Origin of the sequence: Streptosporangium sp. NPDC023825 (assembly GCF_040639575.1) — a bacterium.
GTDB lineage: Bacteria > Actinomycetota > Actinomycetes > Streptosporangiales > Streptosporangiaceae > Streptosporangium.
Genome location: NZ_JBFAAE010000088.1, coordinates 1 through 20,127, shown reverse-complemented (window position 1 = coordinate 20,127; position 20,127 = coordinate 1). Strand labels below are relative to the sequence as shown.

Below are 20,127 nucleotides of genomic sequence, written 5' to 3'. Positions count from 1 at the left end.
GACGCCGAGGAGCGATCACCGAAAGCGCGCGACCGCGGTTCGGGGCATCGCCGAGTTCAGGGCGTCGCCGAGTTGGCGTCCCGGCTCACCACGGCGAGCACCCCGTCGATCTCTGAGAGCGCCGTGGTGAGCTCGGCTATCGATCCGGCGCCGTGCACGGTGAGCCAGAGCGAGACGGTCGCCGGGCTCTGCCCCTCGGGGCGCTGGCCGACGGACAGCTCGTCCACGCCGAATCCCCGCCGTGTGCATTCGGCCAGTGCCCGCCGCAGCACGCCCTGCTCGCCGAGGTAGGTGAGATGGAGCCGCGAGGGCGCGTACTTGGACCGGGGAAGCCGGTCGGCCAGCGGCGTGAGGACGAACACCGTCACGAAGTACCCGGTGGTCACGATGACCGCCAGCAGCCACAGCCCGGCCCCCGCCGCCATGCCCACCCCGGCGGTGAGCCAGACCGCCGCGGCGGTGGTGAGGCCGCGGACCGCGTCACCGCGGACGAATATCAGTCCCGCGCCCAGGAAGCCGATGCCGGACACGATCTGGGAGGCCACGCGGGACGGATCGAGATTGACGTTCTCCCCCAGGACATCGGTGAAGCCGTATTTCGACACCAGCATGATCAGGGCGGCGGCGAAGCCGACCAGGGTGTGGGTGCGCAGGCCCGCGCTCTTCTGGCGGACCTCCCGCTCCAGGCCGATCATGGCCGAGAGCGCGAAGGCCAGGCACAGTGCCCCTATCTGCGCCCAGCCCTGTCCGGCGAGTTCACCGAGAGGCGCCATCCCCATCACCCCCGGTCCTGGTCCCGTGTCCCGGTGAAAACGTCCCCGATCCATGGCCCGGTGAAGGCGCCCCCGGTCCCCATCCCGGTGAAGGCGGCCCCGATCCCGGTTACGCCGTCTCGGCGGCCAGCCCGGCCTCCCGGAGGGCGGGGAAGACCCGCTGTTCCGACAGGTAGTGGCCGACTCCGACGACGAGGACGACGGGCCATTCGATGACTCCGAAGGCTCCCAGCGCGCCCAGCACCCCGTAGAAGACCAGCCGATCCGGCGGCGGCAGGGTCAACGTCCCGATCACCGGCACGTCGATGTGCGGCGGCAGCCGTTCCTCCTTCGCCCGGACACGCGTCCTGCCGTTCGAAGCGGTGGTGGTTGTCCTGGCCATGGCAGCCTCCGTGAATCACGACACACCCCGCCAATCCCCGGCCACGCACGACCCGTAACGTCCTTTGGCCAGGACTTTGCCCACCCGATCCGCTCTCGGCCCATCGGCCCATCGGCCCGCGAACCGTCGAGCCGTCGGCCCACCGGCCCGCCCCCCGGTGGCCCGTGGAGCACCCGGGACGAGCACGGCCCGTCCCGTGGGGAAGACGGGACGGGCCGGTGGGGGTTCAGGCCACTACGGGGTGGCCTTGTCGGGGCGCTCGGATATACGGACGCTGTTGAGCACGGTGTCGCCGGTCCGCTTGGCGAACCGCACGTTGAGCTGGCCGTCGGTGACCTTCACCGTGTACTGCCGGGTGGTGGCGGTGTACGCGCCGGTCTCCAGGGCGAGGTCCAGCGCGGGGATCGCCAGTTGCCCCTCGACGATGACGTCGAAGACGCGCTGGCCCTCACGCTTGCCCCGGGTCTCGGCGAAGCCGAGCTCGACGGCGTAGGTGCCGTTGGGCACCTGGTCGAACCGGTACTCCAGCATCCCCTCGCGGACGCTCCCGAACAGCGCCTGCTCGGTGGTGCCGGTGATCGTCCTGCTCGTCGTGTTCGTCTTGGTGCCGGTGCCGACGTAGCCGTGACCGCCGGCGCTGTGCTTGCGGTCCGCGGTCCAGCGGTCACCGGCGGCGTCGACGACGTCCCTGGTGCCGCCCACCTCGACGGCGACCTGGTGCTTGGGCACCACGACCGTCACGACGATCTCGATCTGCGGGTTGCGGCCGCTCGCCGAGCGCACCAGCAGCTTGCCGGTGCGTACGGTGCCCGGCGTGACGCCCGCGCTGGAGGCGGTCACCTTCAGCCTCACCGACGCGCCCTTGGCGAGCTCGCCGGTGGCGGGCGCCACGCTCAGCCACCCCTGGGCGGGGTCTGTCAGCACGGTGTAGGCCGTGCTGACACCCAGGTTGGACAGTTCGACCGTGCCCGTCCTGGTTGTCTCCGCCGGTTGCACCAGGGTCAGCTCGGCGGCCGAGGCCGTCACCCGGCCGGTGGCCAGCGCGGTGTCGGCCCGGGTCACGCCCCCGGCGGTGACGGTGACCTCCTGGGTGAAGGTCCCGTAGTTCTCCTTGGAGACCTCGACCCGGTAGTCGCCCAGCAGGATCTGACCGAGGAAGGTGCCGTTCGCCCCGGTGGTGAAGGTCGCCGCGTCGCCGACCTTCACCGTCGCGCCCGCCAGCGGCTCGCCGTCGTTGGCGTCGGTGACGACGCCGGTCAGCAGGCCGTGCCGGCTCGCGGTGAAGGTCAGGCTCTGGCCGTCGCCGATCGCGGCGCCGTTGAAGGAGTACTGCAGCGCGTCGGTGCCGTCGGCGTTCTCGATGCCCACCGTGGCACCGATCCCGGCCTCGCGCTCGCTGTCGACGCCGTCGTAGCGGTACCCGACCGACCCGTTCTCGCCGAGCAGCGCCGAGAACGAGACGCGCTGGGTGGCGTCGGCGTAGAAGCGGGCGTTGCGCCACTCGACGACGAAGGTCCGGTTCGGCGCGGTCCCGACGGTGGCGGTGTAGACCCCGGACTGGTCGTCCAGCACGAGGTCGTCCCAGAAGGCGTAGAGCGCCGCGTTGGGCGCGCCGGCGGCGGGCAGGGTCACGTTGCCCGCCAGGGCGGTGCTGTCCTTGAAGGCCAGAAACCCGTTGCTGCTCACCCAGGCGCCGGTGTAGCCGGTGCCGTAGAACGGGAAGGTGAACGGCAGCGCGATCTGCTGGACCGCGTCGTCGCCGGTGAGCGTGCTCCTGGCGGTGCCCGCGACGTACGCCTCGGCGGCGCTGTCACAGGTGTAGCCGAAGGAGTCGGCGCGGCGCGGCAGGTCCACGTCCTTGGTGAGGTCGCCGTTCACCGTGATCGGCACGGTGAGTTCTCCCGCGCACCGGGAACCGGGGGTGACCTTCAGCCGGTGGTCGCCGTCGGGCAGCGTGAGCCGGTACCGGCCCGCCGCGTCGGCGACCGCGCTGACCGGGGTGCCCACCGCGGTCAGCGTGGCGCCCGGCTCGGGGGCTCCCGCGGCGGTGACCGTGCCGGAGACCGTGCCCGAGGACAGCCGCGTCACCGACACGTCCTGGGTTGCCGTCTGGCCGGACACGACGGTGACGGTCTCGACGGTGGCGTCGTCGTACCCGAACTTCTTCACGGTGAGCCGGTAGTCGCCCGCGAGCAGGCGGGGCAGCTCGTACGTCCCGTCCTGCGCGGTGGTGACCGCGCGGTTCAGCGGCCCGGTGACGGTGACGTCCGCCGCGGCCAGCGGCTCGCCGCCCGAGGTGACGGTGCCGCTCAGCCCGCCGAGCTCGGCGGTGGGGGTGGCCTGGACCGCCGCGAACGCGTCGAGCCTGCCCTCGCCCCAGATGTTGTTGTCCGCGGCGGTGCCGCCGCAGCGCGTGTCGTCGACGTCGATCGCGGTCCGGTCGAGCAGCTCCCGGGTGGTGGCGATGTCGCCCAGCAGGGGCGGGGAGGCCGACCACATCAGCGCGACGGTGGCCGCCAGGTGCGGCGCGGCCATCGACGTGCCGGAGTTGGACCCGTAGCCGCCGTTGGTCACGGCCGAGCGCACGTTCACGCCGGGTGCCGCGAGGTTGGGCTTGATCTCGCCGTTCTCGCCGGCGCCCCGGGTGGAGAAGGTGGCGATCGTGTTGTTGACGTCGAACGCGCCGGCGCTGTAGCCGGCGACGTACTGACCGGGCGAGCCGCTGGAGTTGCAGCCCGCGTTGGTGACGTTGCCGTTGGCGAAGACGGGGAAGATGCCCGCCGCGACCCACGCGTCGACGGTCTCCTTGTACCAGGGGTCGAAGCCGTCGCCGCCCCAGGAGTTGTTGACGATGTGCGGCGCCAGATCGGGACGCGGGTTGCCGCCGTCCAGGTCGGTGGGCGCGAGCACCCACTGCCCGGCGGCCAGCAGCGAGGCGTCGGAGCAGGTGGTGGACTCGCAGCCCTTGGCGGCGATCCACTTCGCGCCGGGGGCGACGCCGATCGTGTTGGCGCCTCCGTCGTCGCCCACCATGGTGCCCATGGTGTGGGTGCCGTGGCCGTTGTTGTCGCACGGCGCGGTGCCGGAGCAGACGCCGGCCGGGTCGAACCAGTTGTGGTCGTGGTCGACGACGCCGTCCGCGCTCCTGCCCCGGTACTTGGCGGCCAGCGCGGGGTGGTCGAACTGCACGCCGGTGTCGATGTTGGCCACGACGACGCCCTCGCCGCGGACGCCGAGCTCGCCCCAGACCCGGGGGGCGTTGACCCGGTCGATGTTCCACTCGATCGCGTTGATCCTCGCCACCTCCTTGCCGGGCAGCGGCTCGGGCACCTTGGTGACCCGGCTGGGCTCGATCCGGTCCACCTCGGGCCGCTCGGCGATCTCCCCGGCCAGCTTGGCGTTGCCGGTCACCCGGATGGCGTTGACGATCCAGAAGGAGGTGAAGTCGGCGTTCTCCGCGGTCAGGAGCTTGCGCAGGCCCGCCTGCGACGAGGTGGCGAGTTCGGTCTTGGCCCGGAAGACCTGCGTGGCCTTCTCCGTCCTGGCCTTCGCCCTGCGGGCCGCGCCGAGGTCGGCGTCGCCGTTCAGGCGTACCCAGAAAGTGGCCTTGTCGTCGGTGGCCAGATCCGCCAGGACGGCCTTGTGGATCTTGTCAGGGGCGGGTGCGGCCTGGGCCACCCCCTGCGGGAGGACGAGCATCAGGGCGGTGGCGATCCCGGCCAGGACCGATCGCCGGTGTCGAGGGGTGTTTGACACACGATCTCCTTCACTCACTCCGGGCGGGAGTCTCCCGCCCGGCAGAGCGACGCGGGGTGCGCACGATCTTTACAACCCACGTGGAGAATCTTGAATAGATCTTGTGTAATTTTCAAGCTTTCGGATTACTAAAAGGCCATATGTCACCAGAATTAACATGAATGGACCGGCCCAAACAGCGGGCCGTACCGGCCATGAGCTCCCGCGCCCGCGCCGGACACGCCGCCTCACCACCTCCTCCGCGGGGCCGGTACGGCATGTGGGCTTCACGCGATCAGCGGGACGCGGGAGAATCGACGGCGTGAACCGCACCGCTGTACGTCTGGGAGTGCTCCTGCTGGCCGCCGTCGCGGTCGTGGCGGTGATCCTCGCCCTGCTGCCCCCGTCCTCCACCGGCACGTACGGCGAGGAGGACGCCCGAGCCTCCGCCGTCGCGGTGAAGAAGCTGGGCGAGCGCGACCACGAGCTCACCGTCACCTCCGCCTCGCTCGGCCGCGAGGGCAAGGTCAGGGTCCTGCTGCCCGCCGGGTGGGAGCCGGGCTCGGGTCCGTGGCCGGTGCTGTATCTGCTGAACGGCTGCTGCCAGTCCGGGTACGACACCTGGGTGACCAAGGGGGGCGCCGCGGAGCTCACCTCGGGCTACCCCGCGCTCGTGGTCATCCCCGAGAGCGGCGCCGTCGGTTTCTACTCCGACTGGCGCGAGGGGCCCGGCTGGGAGACCTTCCACCTCACCGAGGTGCGGTCCGTCCTGGAGCGCGACTACGGCGCCGGGGACCGGCGGGCGGTGGCGGGACTGTCCATGGGCGGGTTCGGGGCGATGTCGTACGCGGCCCGCCACCCCGGCATGTTCCAGGCGGCGGCCTCCTACTCCGGGGTGCTGCACACTCGCGACGGCAACGGCGGCGTCGACTGGCTGCTCGGGCAGTACGGCGAGAAGTCCGTGAGGCTCTGGGGCTCCCCCCAGGATCCGGAGTGGGCCGCCCACAATCCGGCCGACCTCACCGGCGCGCTGCGCGGGGTGCGGCTCTTCGTCTCCAGCGGCGACGGCGCCCCCGGCCCGCTGGACGACGCCTCCGAGGCGCGGGACGAGGGCGAGGCGTCCCTGCTCCTGCAGGCCGTGACCTTCGTCGAGCGCGCCAAGGCGAGCGGCGCCGAGGTGGCGGTCGACTTCTACGGGCCCGGCACCCACTCCTGGCCCTACTGGCGCCGCGGCCTCGAACGCTCACTCCCCATGCTCATGGGCTCCATCGGCGCGTCCGTCTGAGGATCCGCGGGTCACCGGCGGGCCGGTGACCGGGAGGCCGCGGGCCACCGGCGGACCGGCGCTCAGGGGGGCGCGGATCGACGGCGGGCCGGCGCTCGGGGGGTCGCGGGCCACCGGCGGACCGGGGACCGAGGGGCCGCGGGGCACCGGCGAGCCGGAGCTCCCGGTCGCGCGGAAAGTTAAGACGGGCGACTCTGGGCGTTCAGCTCAGACACCCCTTTCCGGTCACCCCCGTGGCTAGGTTCCTATGACACCCCAGCTCAGGGGCGTTCGCCGTATGTCATGAGGAGCCACCTTGCGAGTCCTGGCCGTTGTCCCCGCCCGTGGAGGTTCGGTGGGGGTCCCCCTGAAGAACCTGGCCGCGGTGGGCGGCAGTCCCCTGGTCGCCCGTGCGGTACGGGCCTGCGTGCGCGCCGAGCTGGTCGACGAGGTCGTGGTCAGCACCGACCACGAGGGGATCGCCGAGGCCGCCCGCGCCGCGGGGGCCACCGTGATCCACCGGCCGGAGGAGCTGAGCGGCGCGACCGCCTCCAGCGAGTCCGCCGTGCTGCACGCGCTGGACCACCTGTCCGAGGTCCCCGACGTGGTCGTCCTGGTGCAGTGCACCAGCGCGTTCATCGACCCCGCCGACCTGGACAGCGCGATCGCCAAGGTCCTGGACGGCAGCGCCGACGTGGTGTTCTCCGGGCTGGAGACGCACGAGTTCCTGTGGAGCGCCGCCGGCGCGGGCGTCAACCACGACCCGTCCCACCGCCCCCGCCGCCAGGACCGCGAGCCGAACTTCCGCGAGACCGGCGCGTTCTACGTGATGCGCGCCGAGGGCCTGCGCGAGCACGGCCACCGCTTCTTCGGCGCCGTCGCCGTGCAGCAGGTGCCCTCGCGCCACGCCATCGAGATCGACACCCCCGAGGACCTCGAGATCGTACGGGCGCTCGCGCCCTTCGTCGACGAGCCCGAGCCGATCGACGTGGACGCGGTGATCACCGACTTCGACGGCGTGCACACCGACGACCGCGCCTACGTCGACCAGGACGGCCGCGAGATGGTCGCGGTCAGCCGCTCCGACGGCATGGGCATCTCGCTGCTGCGCCGCTCCGGCGTCAAACTGATGATCATGTCCACCGAGCACAACCCGGTGGTCGCGGCCCGTGCCCGCAAGCTCGGCGTGCCCGTCCTGCAGGGCCTGACCGACAAGCGGACCGTGCTGCGCGACTGGCTCGCCATCGAGGGGATCGACCCGTCCCGCGTCGCGTACGTCGGCAACGACGTCAACGACCTGGGCCCGATGAGCGACGTCGGCTGGCCCGTCACGGTCCCCGACGCCCACCCCAAGGTCCGCGCCGCCGCCAGGACCGTGCTGACCAGGGCCGGAGGGGCCGGGGCCGTACGGGAGCTGTGCGACCGGGTCCTCGCGGCCCGCCCGCTGGAGGAGGCCGTCACCGCTCCCGCGCCCCGCGCCGAGCTGCGGCTCACCCCCGTCGCCAAGCCCGTCCAGATCGGCGACTCGCTGGTCGGCGCCGGCCGGCCGGTCTACATGATCGCCGAGATCGGCATCAACCACAACGGCGACCTGGACATCGCGCGCAGGCTGATCGACGTGGCGGCCGAGGCGGGCTGCCAGGCGGTCAAGTTCCAGAAGCGCACGCCGGAGATCTGCGTGCCGCTGGAGCAGCGCGACCAGATCCGGCAGACGCCCTGGGGCGAGATGACCTACATGGAGTACAAGATCAGGACCGAGTTCGGCCTGAAGGAGTACACCGAGATCGCCAAGCACTGCCAGGAGCGCGGCCTGGACTGGTTCGCCTCCCCGTGGGACGTGCCCTCGGTGGAGTTCCTCGAGTCGATGGACGTGGTCACCCACAAGATCGCCTCGGCGAGCGTGACCGACCTGGAGCTGCTGCGCGCGCTCGCCTCCACCGGCAAGCCGCTCATCCTGTCCACCGGCATGTCCACGCTGGAGGAGATCGACCAGGCGGTGGAGATCCTCGGCACCTCCAAGCTGGTGATGATGCACGCCACCTCCACCTACCCGCTTCCCCCCGAGGAGGCCAACCTCCGCGCGATCGTCACCCTCCAGGAGCGGTACGGCGTGCCGGTCGGCTACTCCGGCCACGAGCGCGGCCTGCAGATCTCGCTCGCGGCGGTGACCCTGGGCGCGGTGACCGTGGAGCGGCACATCACGCTCGACCGCACCATGTGGGGCTCCGACCACGCCGCCTCGCTGGAGCCGGCCGGGCTGGAGCACCTGGTCCGCGACATCCGGATCATCGAGACCGCCCTGGGCGACGGCGTCAAGCGGGTCTTCCCCGGCGAGGAGGCGCCCAAGTCGCGCCTGCGCCGCGTCACCGTGTGACCCTCCGGCCGGGAAGCCGCCTCGTACGAACCTCCGACCGGGAACGGGAAGAACAACTTGATCAAGCTGTCCGTCGTCGTCCCTGTGCGGGACGCGGAGGCCTACATCGGTGACGCGCTGACCTCGCTGGTCAGGAACGCGCGCAGGGACTTCGAGTTCATCGTGGTGGACGACGGATCCGCGGACGCGACCGGGCAGATCGTCGAGGACTTCCGCGACGACCTGCCCGGCCTGGTCGTGCTGCACAACGACACGCCGGTCGGGCTGGCCGACGCGCGCAACCTCGGGGTCGCCCTGGCCTCGGGCCGCTACCTGACGTTCATGGACGGCGACGACTGGCTCGCGCCCGGCTACCTGGAGGACCTGGTCGGGGCGATCGAGCGGCTCGGCTGCGACTTCGTCCGGGTCGACCACGTCCAGGCCGAGGGCAGGAAGCGGGTGATCCACCGGGCGCCGCTCGCCACCCGGGAGGTGGTGCTGAAGCCGCGCGACCACATCCTGCCCGCCCGGTCCAAGACCATGGTCGACTACCCGTACGCGTGGGCGGGGATCTACCGCCGCGACCTCGGCGAGCTGCTGACCTTCCCCGGGCACCTGCACACCGCCGAGGACAGGCCGTGGATCTGGCGGCTGCACCGCGCCGCGAGCTCGTTCGCGGTGGTGTCGCTGGCCGGGCTGTTCTACCGGCGGATGGTGGCGGGCTCGCTGACCCAGATCGGCGACGCCAGGCAGCTGCACTTCTTCGACGCCTTCGACCTGGTCTTCGAGGACCTGGAGGAGGAGTTCGCGCCCAAGGCGGTGCGCATGTTCCGCGCGCTCCTGGCCCACCACCTGGAGATGGGCGAGCGGTTCTCCCCCGAGCTGCGCGCCCGCTTCGAGGAGCGCGGCGCCGCCACCCTGAGGCGGTTCCCCGCGGACCTGCTCGCCGAGACCCGCCTGGACCCGGAACGCGACCAGATCCTGCAGAGACTCCTGGAGGGCCGATGACGCAGCTGTTCTACGCCTCGACCCTGTTCGGCGCGATGACGCTGGCGGCGGCGATCGACGAAGGCCGCTTCGGTCCCCGCGAGGGGCGCCGGATCCTGCTGGTGTCCAACAACGCGGCCATCCCGGAGATCACCCCGGCCCTGGACGAGACCCCCGGTTTCGCCGCGCTGCGCCCGCGCTTCGACGAGGTCCACTCGTGGAACGAGATCGTGGCCCCGCTGCACCCCTCAGACTGGAAGGCCCGCGTCATCGAGGTGCCGATGCTGAGCCGCCTGGTCGGCTCGTACCTGTCCCTGGGGAACGGGCCCGCCGAACTGGTCCTGGAGTCCGTCGCGGTCCCCCCGGCCAGGACCCTGGCGGGGCTGGTCAAGGACTGCCCGATCTCGGTCTACTCCGACGGCCTGATGAGCTACGGCCCGACCCGCGACCCGCTGCCGCTGGAGATCTCCGGCCGGATCACCCGGCTGCTCCACCTCGACCTGGTCCCCGGCCTGACGCCGCTGCTGCTGTCGGAGTACGGGGTCCCCGCCGAGACCGTCCCCGGCCGGGCCTTCCTCGACGTGATCGGAAGTGTCGGAGGAAAGACCGGTGACGCTCCCCCGGGCCGGGCGATGATCCTCGGGCAGTACCTGTCCGCGCTCGACCTCGTCACCCCCGAGGAGGAGTCGCGGCTGCACGACGACATGCTGCGCGGCCTCGCCGCCCGGGGGTTTCGCGGCGTGCTGTTCAAGCCCCACCCGGCCGCCGGGCGCGGGCACGCCAGGCGGCTGCGCGAGACGGCCGCCGAACTGGGCGTCGAGCTCGAGGTGGTGGCGGAGACCGTACCCGCCGAGTCGTGCTTCGCCGCGCTGCGGCCCGAGCTCGTGGTCGGCTGCTTCTCCACCGCCCTGATCACCGCGAGCCGCTACTTCGGGCTCCCGGTGGCGACGGTGGGCGGCGAGCTGGTCCTGGAGCGGCTCACCCCGTACGAGAACAGCAACCGGATCCCGGCCACCGTCACCGACGCCCTGCTGCCGCGCCTGTCGGCGGACGGCTCGCTGGAGGAACCGCCGCCGGTGGACCTTCCCGCCCTGGTGGGCGCGGTCGGCTACTGCATGCAGGCCGAGGTCTATCCGGGGCTGCGCGAGAGCGCCGCCGCCTACCTGGAGGCGCACGGCCCCGCCCGCTACTTCAAGCGCCAGCGCCTCGGTGCCCTGGACCTGATCATCCCGCGGGCCGCCGCCGTCCCCCGGGAGCGGAGTCCCCTGGGCAGGCTCCGCGACCGCCTGTCGAAGGCGTTCCCCTAGACCCGCGGACCCGGTAGACCCGCGGACCCGGCCCCGCCACGGCCCCGCCCTGGCGGGGCCGGTGAACGACCACCGTCGTGGCGGGGCCGGGCGGGACCCCGGCCCGGCGCGGAGCCGTTCACATCAGGTTTCGTTCACATCAGGTTTGCGGGCGGGGTCCTAGCTTCGCCTCATGCGAAAATCCTTTCCAGCGATCGTCACCGTCGCGCTGATCGCGACCCTGGCGGCGTGCAGCGCCGATCCGGCCGGCCAGGCGGGCCCGCAGCCGCGACGGACCGCGGACGCCGGCGCGCCGCGGTGCGACCACCGGCTGGACGCGGCCTTCGGCGCGTGGGCGAGGGCCGGGTTCAGCGGATCGATCGCAATCATGAAGGGCGGCAGGGTCGAGTGTCTCGCCGCCTACGGCACGGCCGACGACGCCACCGCGAGGCCGAACACGCCGGAGACGGTGTTCAGCATCGGGTCGGTCACCAAGGCCTTCACCGCGGCGGCCGTGTTCGCCCTGGTGGAGGAGGGGAAGCTGTCGCTCGACGACCGGGCGGGGCGGATCCTGCCCGAGCTGGACGGCGCCGCGGCCAAGGCGACGGTCAGGCAGTTGCTGCTGCACACCGGCGGCCTCAACGGCTCGCACGCCGGCGACGACTACGAACCGCTCGGCCGGGACGCCGCGGTGGCGGCGATCGGCGCGCTGGAGCCGGCCTTCAAGCCCGGCCGCGGCTACCTGTACTCCAACGCCGGCTACACGTTGCTGGCGCTCGTCGTCGAGAAGGCGTCCGGCCGGAGTTTCCGCTCCTACCTGGCATCGAGGATCCTGCGGCTGCCCGGCGGAGGGGTCGCGGGGGGATTCTGGGACGGTGAGCCGGCCGTGACCGGCCCCCGGGCCGTCGGCCGCCTCGACAACGGCACGACCGGCCACCCGGGTGGTTTCGCCGGACCGTACTGGGCCGTGGAGGGCAACGGGGGCCTCGCCATGACCATGCGGGATCTGGCGGCCTGGACGCACGCGCTGTTCACCGGGCGGCTGCTCTCCCGCGAGTCGGCCGAGACCATCGGCAGGCCCGGACACGACCTGGGCGACGGCAGGTCCGAGACCCCGGGATGGGTGGCGTTCGAGAAGCCGGTGTTCGGCGAACCGTTCCTGGCCACGGCCGGGGGCGGCGGCGAGATCGGCCACAACACCACCGTCGCGTGGATCCCCGGGCAGGAGCGGGTGGTCGCGATAGCGGCCAACAGGCCGGAGGTGAGCGCCGAGGACCTGCTGCGGGCGGTGGGCCCGGCGCTGCTCACCGGCGGCCCGCTGCCCACCCCCGCCGTCGCGCCCCGCGACGGCGCCGACCTCGCCGCTATCGTCGGATCGTACGAGCTGGAGACGGGGGGTTCCTTCGACGTGAGCGCGACCGCGGGCAAGGTGACGGTCTCCGCCACCGGCCCCGACGCCGTCACGGCGCTGTTCCCGCCGAGCGGTTCCATCGCCGGCGACATGCGCGGGCACGACGAGCGCGTGCTGGCGCTGCTGGCCGGCCAGACGCAGGAGGGCCGCAAGGAGCGGGAGTCCCTGACCACCTCCTTCGGGCCCGTGAGCGGCGTCGCCCTGGCCGGCACCGTGACCGTCGGCGGCGAGGTGCGCACCTACGTCACCGTCACCGCGGGAACCCGGCCGGTCCTCGGCTGGTACACCGTGAACGAGCAAGGAGGCGTCCAGGCGGCCGAGGTCCCCACGAAACCCCCGAGGCTGACCTTCGTCCCCTCCGGGGACGGCCGCTATCTCCCCGACGACCCGACCGGCACCGGGCCTCAGGTGAGCCTCTCCCTCCGGGACCGGAACCTGGTCGTCTCCCGGGCGGACGGGACGTCGACCGCCCGGCGAACCGGCTGACCCGCCGTGCGCATCCTGATCGTCGAGGACGACCCCGACCTGGCCGAGCTGGTCGCCCTCGGCCTGCGCAACGAGTCGTACGCGGTGGACCTGGCGGCGACCTGCCGCGAGGCGGAGGAGGCGCTGCGGACCACGGCCTACGACGTGGCCTGCTTCGATTTGTCCCTGCCCGACGGCGACGGGCTCGACCTCGTGCGCCGGCTCGCCCGCGATCCCGGCCTGCACCGGCCCCGGCGCACGCTCGTGCTGACCGCCCGCGACGCCGTCGCCGACCGGGTGGCCGGGCTGGACGCCGGTGCCGACGACTACCTCGTCAAGCCGTTCCACTTCGCCGAACTCGTCGCCCGGCTGCGGGCGCTGGGCCGCCGCGGCGACGACCACGGCTCGATCCTGCGGGTGGGCGAGCTGACGCTCGACCTGACCGCCCACCGGGTGTGGCGAGCCGGCGTCGAGCTCGGTCTCACCTCGCGCGAGTACGCGCTGCTGCGCTACTTCATGCACCACCCCGGTGCGACGCTCTCGGCCGAGGACCTGCTGGAGCACGTGTGGGACGCGCACGCCAACCCCTTCACCGCCTCGGTACGGGTCATCCTCAGCCGGTTGCGCAGGAAGCTCGGTGATCCTCCCCTGATCCTCACGATCACCAATGCCGGCTACCGGTTGGAGGAGCCCTCGTCATGACCCGTCCCTGGCGGTCGCTGCGCGCGCGCCTGGCCGTGCTCGGATTCCTCGCGAGCTACCTGCCGGTCCTGCTGCTGTTCGGCGTGATCCTGGTGACCGACACCGAGACGACCCTCCGGACGCTCGACGGTGCGGAGGTCGTCCGGAGCACCTCCACGCACAGGTCGGCGTGGGTCAGCTGGACCATCCTCGCGCTCGCTCCGGCCGCCGCCGCGCTCGCCTGGTGGTGGGCGGGCCGGGCGACGGCCCCGATCGAGCGGGTCCGTGCGGCGGCCGACGACATCGGCGGAACGGACCTGAGCCGGCGCATCGCCATGGATCGCGGGCCGGCCGAGATCGTGGCGCTGGCCGCCTCCTTCGACGCCATGCTCGACCGGCTGGAACAGGCCGCCGCGACGCAGTGGCGGCTGATCGACGAGACCAGCCACGAGCTGCGCGTGCCGCTGTCGGTCCTGATGACCAACGCCGAGGTGCTCCTCGATCACCCCGCGCCCACCGTCGAGATCTACCGGCGAGGGCTGCAACGCTCGCGGGCGGCGTCCGAACGGCTCCAGACGACGATCGACCACCTGCTGGTCGACGCCCGCGCGCGGGCCCGCGCCGTCGACCGGCGGCCGGCCGACCTGATGGCCCTGGTACGCGGTGTCGTCGAGCACGCCGGCGTGCTGGCGGCCGGCAAGGAGATCGGCCTGTCGGTCACCGGCCCGCCCGCCGCCGTGTGCTCCGTCGACGAGCCCACCATGAGCCGGGCGATCTCCAACCTCGTCGACAACGCGATCAGATACGCCCCGGCCGGTTCGACGGTGGAGATCGACGTCGAGGTCACCGGCGCCGAGGCCGCGGTGACCGTGACCGACCACGGCCCCGGCATCCCCGCCGGCGAACGCGAACACGTCTTCCAGCGCTTCTGGCGCGGCCGGCGCGACGTCCCCGGCACCGGGCTCGGCCTGCCGATCGCCCGGCAGATCGCGCTGGCCCACGGCGGCGACCTCACGCTGGACCCTTCCCGGCCCGGCGGTGACGGCTGCGCCTTCCGGCTCACCCTGCACCGCTGACCGCTCTCGAGGACGATCCCCTGGTCGTGGCTAGCCGAGCGCCTTGAGATAGCGGCGCATCCGGCGCTTGGCGCGGTAGCCGACGCGCAGCACGTTCGGCGGGACCTCCACGCGCATACGGGCGCGGCGGCGGGCCGCGGCGAACTCGGGGCCCTCGAGCAGGGACCTCGCCGGGACGAGGCGCCCGGAGCGGGCCTGCCCGACCAGGGAGACCATCCGCGACACCCAGTCGCTCTCGCCGCCGGGGTGGAAGTAGTTGACCTTGCACCAGGCGTCGTCCGGGTCCAGGAAGCGACCGGCGGAGAGGTCCTCGAGGGTGCCGAGCAGGCCGCTGTCCTCGAAGACCAGGTTGATCATCTCGGCGCCCACCCCGAAGTCCGACAGCACCAGGAGCGGCACCTTCTGGGCGATCGCCTCCAGCGCGGCGGTCGAGCTGACGGTGACGAACCCCGCCGCGTGGGCCAGGTGCTCGTGCATGGGCCCCACCGCGAAGCGCACGGCCCCGGCGCGCACCCGGCCCTCCTCGGCGAGCGACTGCCACAGGCGCTGGTAGTGGTGGCGCTCGTTGTGGGTCTGGCGCTCGGTGTCCAGGGCGCGGAGCTTGACGACGACGTCGAGGTCCGGCCGCCTCCCGGCCAGCTCGGCCAGGGCGAGCAAAACGCGCTCGCGCTCCTCCCGGCGCCTGGGCACCTTGGCCTGGGTGGCGAACACCACCCGGTCGCGCGGCCCGGTGGCGGGGACGTCCACGCCATCGCGCAGGAACGGCAGCCGGGCCAGCCCGACCTGGCCGCCCCCGCCCAGCCTGCGGCCGATCTCGGAGAACTCCTCGACCTCCCGGCCGCTGTGCAGCACGAACAGGTCGCACCCGCTGCGGAACAGCCACGCCTTCTCGGTGGCCGGGACGGAGATGCCCGGCAATCCCGAGACGAACACCGGCCGGGGCCGCAGCCCGGCCAGCACCTCGCCGACCAGCACGTCCACCACGGGCCCCGTACAGGCGACGAGCACCACGTCGGGCCGCAGACGCTCCGCGGTCCTGCGCAGCGCGCGGGCCGACAGCACGGGCGGGTCGGCCGCCGAGCCGGCGACGGCGGCCTGGATCTGCGCCGGCGACGGGGTGATGGGGGTGCGGATGACCGCCAGCTCCGTCTCGCAGCCCGAGGGCAGGTCCCTCAGCAGGCAGGCCGCCCACTTCAGGTAGGAGTCGGAGTCGGCCACGGCCAGGACCTTCAAGGAGAACCTCCGGCGGGGAATCCCCGGTTTCGCGCGGTTTTCGTACGGTTTCGTGTGGAGAGAAGTGCGGCGCGCGTCCCGCGAGCGGCGGGCCCGCCGGGCGCCGGGCGCGGGGTCATGGCCCGGTGACTCCCGTGTCGTGATGGGCGAACCTCGACAGGTGGGATCGGAGGGAGGGAACCGCCTCGGCCGTCCACCACTCGTCGGGGACGTCCACCGTCTCCACGGCGACGCCCCGGGCCGAGAGCAGCACCCGCAGGGAGGTGACCGCGGTGGACGGCAGGCTCAGCACCCGCTGCTCGGCGGCGAGCCCGCGCAGGGTCATCTCGGCGGGGGTCCCGCCGTCGTAGACGGTGATCCCCGGCTGCTCCCCGACCCGGGCGAGGTCGTCGGGATCCTCGCGGCGGTGCGGGAAGTAGGCCACCGGACCGTCCGAGCCGAGCCCGGCCAGCCAGCTGAAGTAGCGGTCGCGGTGGATCAGGCCGTTGCGGACCAGCGAGGTGCCGAGGACGACGGTGCGCTCCTCGGGACGGGGCGCGCGCAGCGGCTGGGAGCGCAGCCAGGCGAAGTCGTGGGTGACCAGCTCGGCTCCCCCGGCGCGTACGGCCTTCGCCAGGTCGGGGGGCACGGGCAGCGCGGTGAAGATCGACAGCCGCCCCGCGCGGGCGGCGGCGCGCAGCCTGAGCCCGGCCGCCGTGCCGAGGGCGGTCCTGAGCCTTCCGGCCTTCCCCCTGGCCCTCAGCAGGGGCGTTCCCATCCTGCCGGTGAGCAGTTCCAGGAGCCGGATGGTGGCGAGCCCGTCGTCGACGATCACGATCCGGCCCGGGAGCGAGGTGAGCCAGCGGAACTGGACCTTGCCGGAGAAGGCGTCGCCCACCACCCAGGTCTCGCCCCGGCGCGGCCGGGGCATGTCCGGCCTGGCCGCGGTGAGCTCCAGCCCGCTGGGCAGGGCGAGACGGCCCAGCTCGCGGCCCGTCACGGCCAGCGGGCGGAGTTTCGCCCTGGGCACGAGATGGCTGCGGGCACCGAGCAGCCCGGCATGATGGGCCTCCACCGCGCAGAGCATCTGCAGCGGGGACTCCACCCAGGCAACGGCCGAACCCTGTTCCCGCGCGTGGTCTCGGCCGTCCTCCACGCCGGGCGATGACCCGTTCACGACTGCCACAACCTAACCCGGTGTCCTTAAGCGCCCGGGAACTGCGGATGAACAGCCGACCACGCGCGCTTGTGGGTGATCTTTCCGGCCTTTACCGTGGTGTACGGAACGGTTTCGTACACTTCATGGTCCGGCACGGATCCGTCCGTCGATCCGGAAGATCCGTCAATCCCGAAGAGGAGCGAGCGATGTGGACAGCTGACGAGATCCCCGACCTGACCGGCTCCGTCGCGGTGGTCACCGGGGCGAGCGGCGGCATCGGCGTGCCGACGGCGCTCGAGCTGGCCAGGCACGGCGCCCGGGTCGTCCTGACCGCGCGCGACGCGGACAGGGGCCGGGCCGCGCTCGACGCGGTCAGGGCGGCGGTGCCGGGGGCGGCGGCGGAGGTGAGGGCGCTCGACCTGGCCGACCTCGGCTCGGTGCGCGCGTTCGCCGAGACGGTCGACGGGCCGCTCGACCTGCTGGTCAACAACGCCGGGGTGGGCCCGATGCCCCGGCGGACCACCGCCGACGGTTTCGAGACCCAGCTCGGCGTCAACCACCTGGGGCACTTCGCGCTGACCGGGCTGCTCATGCCACGCCTGCTGGCCGCCCCCGCCGCCCGGGTGGTCACGGTCTCCAGCGACGCCCACGCCGTCGGCGCGATCGACTTCGACGACCTGGCTCTCGAGCGCCGGTACGGCAGGTTCTCCGCCTACGGCCGTTCCAAGCTGGCCAACCTGCTGTTCGCCCTGGAGCTGCAGCGCCGCGCCGACGCCTCGGGGGCGGCCCTGCTGAGCCTGGCGACCCACCCGGGCATGACGGCCACCGGCATCATGAAGGCCGGCGCCCTCACCCGTCCCCTCAACGCCCTGCTGCGCCTGGCGCTGCAGCCGCCCGCCAAGGGCGCCCTGCCGTCCCTGTACGCGGCGACCTCCCCCGAGGCGAGGGGCGGGCAGTACGTCGGGCCGGGGCCGAAGGTGCTGCGCCCCTCGCCGAGGGCGCTGGACGCGGCCGTGGCGGCGAGGCTCTGGGAGAGGTCGGAGGAGATGACCGGCGTACGATTCTGGGAGATCAGGCAGCACTCGTGAACCACCGGAGGCACCTTGCGTCTCGATCCCGCGCGGGAACGGGCGATCCTCGACGCGACTGTGGACCTGCTGTCCGAGGTCGGATACGACCGGATGTCCGTCGACCAGATCGCCAGGCGGGCCAGCGCCAGCAAGGCCACGATCTACCGTCGCTGGCAGGACAAGGAGGCGCTGGTCGTGGACCTGATCTGCAACCACCTTGAGATCGAGGTCGCGCCGCCGCCCGACACCGGGACGATGCGCGGGGATCTGATCGAGGTCGTGGACGGGTTCTGCCGGATCCTGGAACGGAAACACGCGATGATCTTCGGCCTGTTCCCCGCGCTCCTCACCTCCCCCGACCTGGCCGCCGCCCTGCGCGGCAACGTGCCCCGCGCCGACATCACGGGCACCACCCCGCTGCTCGACCGCGCCAGGGAGCGCGGCGAGCTCCCGGGGCCGGTGGACGCGGCGGAGCTCAGGAAGGTCACCGAGGCGCTGGTGTGGTACCGGCTGTTCTTCACCGGGAAGCCGCTGGACCGGGAGTTCGTCGAGGAGACGGTCGACCGCTTCCTGCTTCCGCTGTTTCGCGCGTGGTCCGGCCCGGCGACCTGAGCGGACACCTTCCTGGAACGCGCTCCCCCGCGCCGCACGCCTTTACCTCCGCGGACGGCGAGGCCTCCTGGAAAGCGTGTTCCTTTACCTCCCGTCTTTACCTTCGCCGGCGTCGGGCCCCTCCGGGAGCACGTTTCTTTACCCTTCGGGCGGCCAGGCCCGCCGACGGCCTGATCGCGCCCCTCCCCACCGCCCTGAGCTGCGGGAACCTCGTCAGGCACGGTTCATCGGCCGCCGGATCCCGCGCACCCCGTCCTGACCCTCCATGGGAGAACCCCTACCATCCGAATACTTTTTACCATCGAATGCCTGTTCGACAATCTGGGAGCACACCACCTCGGACCAGGGGGCTCGCCCGCACGTCATAGCACCTCCCGACCGGCGGCTCGCGGGCAGGTCCGGAAAACCGGGATCGCCGCGGGGACAGGGGATCCCGGCCTCGGCAAGACCCTCTCCCGTCCGCCGGGAAGAGGCGCGGCCCGCACGGTCCCGGCCCGCCTCCCAGGCCGGGCGGCACCCCGCAACACCGGCCCGCTTCGGACGTATTCCCAAGTCAAGGCAATATGTCCTACTTGTAATCGTCTGCCCCCCTGGCGTACCTTCGTCCTATTCATGGCAATTGCCTAGGTCTATCCAGGTCTGTGCATTGCCGTCACATTGCCCGACTGCGTCCCACCTGGCGGAGACCTTCCGCCGCTGGTGGGCGCGGCCGCCGAATCCGCGAGGTCTGCGGAACCGGGGAACCACGTTCCTGGGGTGAATCAGCGCACTCGTGCGCCGTAGGGCACTTCCCAGCCCGAACCCGTCAGCTAACCCGGTAGGCGGAATGGAAGCGAAGCAAGGAGTCGAACCCCCGTATGGCTAAGCATCGCCTCATCTCCACCCCCCGCGCGGTATGCGCCGTCCTGGGCGCCTGTGTCGCCCTCACTACCGGTACCACCGGCGTCGCCCTGGCCGACGGCCACGGCGTCGTGAACGCACCCCCCGTCGACACCAAGGCACAGGATTCCAAGGCCGCCAAGACCCCGCTCCAGATCGTGGCCGAGAGGCTCCCCAAGGTCTCCGCGGCGAAGGTCCTGGAGATCGCCTCCAAGCAGATCGGCATCCGCGAGAACGCCGAGGGCGGCGGGACCAAGTTCCACTCCTGGTACATGTCGAGCCCTCGCGCCAAGGAGACCCTCGCCCGCGACGGCGGCAACACCGTGTACGACTACGCCAACGCCCCCTGGTGCGCGATGTTCGTCTCCTGGGTCGGCGAGGTGGCCGGCATCCGCCCCACCATGGGCTGGGACGCCTACACCGTAGCCCACGCCAAGTGGTTCAAGGACAACGGTCACTGGGGCACCATCCCCACCCCCGGCGCCGTCGTCTACTTCGACTGGGACGGTGGCAAGAGCATCGACGGCATCGACCACGTCGGCTTCGTGAAGAAGGACAACGGAGACGGCACGATCACCACGATCGAGGGCAACACCGGCAACGGCGACGTCGAACAGCGCGTCCGGCCCGTCTCCCAGGTCGTCGGCTACGGTTACCCCGTCTACTCCGGCTGACCCCGCGCCCGCCGCCCGCGCCCGCCCTCTCGGCGCTGCTGTTCGGTGTGATCGCGGTGGCCGTCGCCGTGCAGACGCTGGCCGGTCCGGTGCACCGGGCGCTGGACC

Annotated in this window: 15 protein-coding genes and 1 riboswitch; of the genes, 10 read left to right on the top strand and 5 right to left on the bottom strand. The window is 72.4% G+C overall.

The window, feature by feature from the left end:
* Positions 1-56: 56 nt before the first annotated feature.
* The 3 genes from AB0G15_RS40305 to AB0G15_RS40295 form a co-directional block, all read right to left on the bottom strand.
* A complete protein-coding gene (locus AB0G15_RS40305) occupies positions 57-773 on the bottom strand; it encodes an MgtC/SapB family protein (RefSeq protein WP_362850683.1) in 717 nt (238 codons plus the stop codon).
* A 109-nt stretch (positions 774-882) separates the two neighbouring features.
* Positions 883-1,155, bottom strand: coding sequence for a hypothetical protein (locus tag AB0G15_RS40300; RefSeq protein WP_362850681.1), 273 nt, complete (start codon positions 1,153-1,155; stop codon positions 883-885).
* Between the two features lie 234 nt (positions 1,156-1,389).
* Positions 1,390-4,911, bottom strand: a complete 3,522-nt coding sequence (locus AB0G15_RS40295) for a S8 family serine peptidase (RefSeq protein ID WP_362850679.1) — start codon at positions 4,909-4,911, stop codon at positions 1,390-1,392.
* A 301-nt stretch (positions 4,912-5,212) separates the two neighbouring features.
* On the opposite strand from AB0G15_RS40295, the gene AB0G15_RS40290 reads away from it, so the two are divergent.
* From AB0G15_RS40290 to AB0G15_RS40260, 7 genes are all read left to right on the top strand, one after another.
* Positions 5,213-6,175, top strand: a complete 963-nt coding sequence (locus AB0G15_RS40290) for an alpha/beta hydrolase family protein (RefSeq protein ID WP_362850677.1) — start codon at positions 5,213-5,215, stop codon at positions 6,173-6,175.
* 295 nt (positions 6,176-6,470) lie between these two features.
* A complete protein-coding gene (locus AB0G15_RS40285; protein ID WP_362850675.1) occupies positions 6,471-8,528 on the top strand; it encodes an N-acetylneuraminate synthase family protein in 2,058 nt (685 codons plus the stop codon).
* A gap of 57 nt (positions 8,529-8,585) precedes the next feature.
* Positions 8,586-9,515, top strand: coding sequence for a glycosyltransferase family 2 protein (locus AB0G15_RS40280; RefSeq protein WP_362850673.1), 930 nt, complete (start codon positions 8,586-8,588; stop codon positions 9,513-9,515).
* The gene (locus tag AB0G15_RS40275; RefSeq protein WP_362850671.1) at positions 9,512-10,801 is read left to right on the top strand and encodes a polysialyltransferase family glycosyltransferase; all 1,290 of its coding nucleotides are present in this window, start codon (positions 9,512-9,514) and stop codon (positions 10,799-10,801) included. The genes AB0G15_RS40280 and AB0G15_RS40275 overlap by 4 nt, the downstream gene beginning before the upstream one ends.
* Before the next feature lie 172 nt (positions 10,802-10,973).
* Entirely contained in the window at positions 10,974-12,677 is a 1,704-nt protein-coding gene (locus tag AB0G15_RS40270) for a serine hydrolase domain-containing protein (protein ID WP_362850669.1), read from the top strand.
* Between the two features lie 6 nt (positions 12,678-12,683).
* On the top strand, positions 12,684-13,358 hold the full coding sequence (locus AB0G15_RS40265) for a response regulator transcription factor (protein ID WP_362850667.1): 675 nt from the start codon (positions 12,684-12,686) through the stop codon (positions 13,356-13,358).
* Complete coding sequence (locus tag AB0G15_RS40260; RefSeq protein WP_362850665.1) at positions 13,355-14,413, top strand: HAMP domain-containing sensor histidine kinase; 1,059 nt, start codon at positions 13,355-13,357, stop codon at positions 14,411-14,413. The genes AB0G15_RS40265 and AB0G15_RS40260 overlap by 4 nt, the downstream gene beginning before the upstream one ends.
* A 30-nt stretch (positions 14,414-14,443) precedes the next feature.
* Here the strand turns inward: AB0G15_RS40260 and AB0G15_RS40255 are convergent, their stop codons facing one another.
* Together AB0G15_RS40255 and AB0G15_RS40250 are read right to left on the bottom strand one after the other, a co-directional pair.
* A complete protein-coding gene (locus tag AB0G15_RS40255) occupies positions 14,444-15,646 on the bottom strand; it encodes a DUF6716 putative glycosyltransferase (protein ID WP_362850663.1) in 1,203 nt (400 codons plus the stop codon).
* 115 nt (positions 15,647-15,761) lie between these two features.
* The gene (locus AB0G15_RS40250) at positions 15,762-16,802 is read right to left on the bottom strand and encodes a hypothetical protein (protein ID WP_362850661.1); all 1,041 of its coding nucleotides are present in this window, start codon (positions 16,800-16,802) and stop codon (positions 15,762-15,764) included.
* A gap of 188 nt (positions 16,803-16,990) precedes the next feature.
* On the opposite strand from AB0G15_RS40250, the gene AB0G15_RS40245 reads away from it, so the two are divergent.
* From AB0G15_RS40245 to AB0G15_RS40235, 3 genes are all read left to right on the top strand, one after another.
* Positions 16,991-17,872, top strand: a complete 882-nt coding sequence (locus tag AB0G15_RS40245; RefSeq protein ID WP_362850660.1) for an oxidoreductase — start codon at positions 16,991-16,993, stop codon at positions 17,870-17,872.
* Positions 17,873-17,887: 15 nt separating this feature from the next.
* Complete coding sequence (locus tag AB0G15_RS40240; RefSeq protein WP_362850658.1) at positions 17,888-18,466, top strand: TetR/AcrR family transcriptional regulator; 579 nt, start codon at positions 17,888-17,890, stop codon at positions 18,464-18,466.
* A gap of 700 nt (positions 18,467-19,166) precedes the next feature.
* Positions 19,167-19,305, top strand: a riboswitch (cyclic di-AMP (ydaO/yuaA leader).
* 18 nt (positions 19,306-19,323) lie between these two features.
* On the top strand, positions 19,324-20,019 hold the full coding sequence (locus AB0G15_RS40235; protein WP_362850656.1) for a CHAP domain-containing protein: 696 nt from the start codon (positions 19,324-19,326) through the stop codon (positions 20,017-20,019).
* Positions 20,020-20,127: the final 108 nt, after the last annotated feature.

What these genes read in the sequence shown, in the direction of transcription:
- AB0G15_RS40305 (WP_362850683.1), bottom strand. Translation starts at nt 773, where the DNA reads ATGGCGCCTCTCGGTGAACTCGCCGGACAGGGCTGGGCGCAGATAGGG.
- AB0G15_RS40300 (WP_362850681.1), bottom strand. Translation starts at nt 1,155, where the DNA reads ATGGCCAGGACAACCACCACCGCTTCGAACGGCAGGACGCGTGTCCGG.
- AB0G15_RS40275 (WP_362850671.1), top strand. Translation starts at nt 9,512, where the DNA reads ATGACGCAGCTGTTCTACGCCTCGACCCTGTTCGGCGCGATGACGCTG.
- AB0G15_RS40270 (WP_362850669.1), top strand. Translation starts at nt 10,974, where the DNA reads ATGCGAAAATCCTTTCCAGCGATCGTCACCGTCGCGCTGATCGCGACC.
- AB0G15_RS40260 (WP_362850665.1), top strand. Translation starts at nt 13,355, where the DNA reads ATGACCCGTCCCTGGCGGTCGCTGCGCGCGCGCCTGGCCGTGCTCGGA.
- AB0G15_RS40245 (WP_362850660.1), top strand. Translation starts at nt 16,991, where the DNA reads ATGTGGACAGCTGACGAGATCCCCGACCTGACCGGCTCCGTCGCGGTG.
- AB0G15_RS40235 (WP_362850656.1), top strand. Translation starts at nt 19,324, where the DNA reads ATGGCTAAGCATCGCCTCATCTCCACCCCCCGCGCGGTATGCGCCGTC.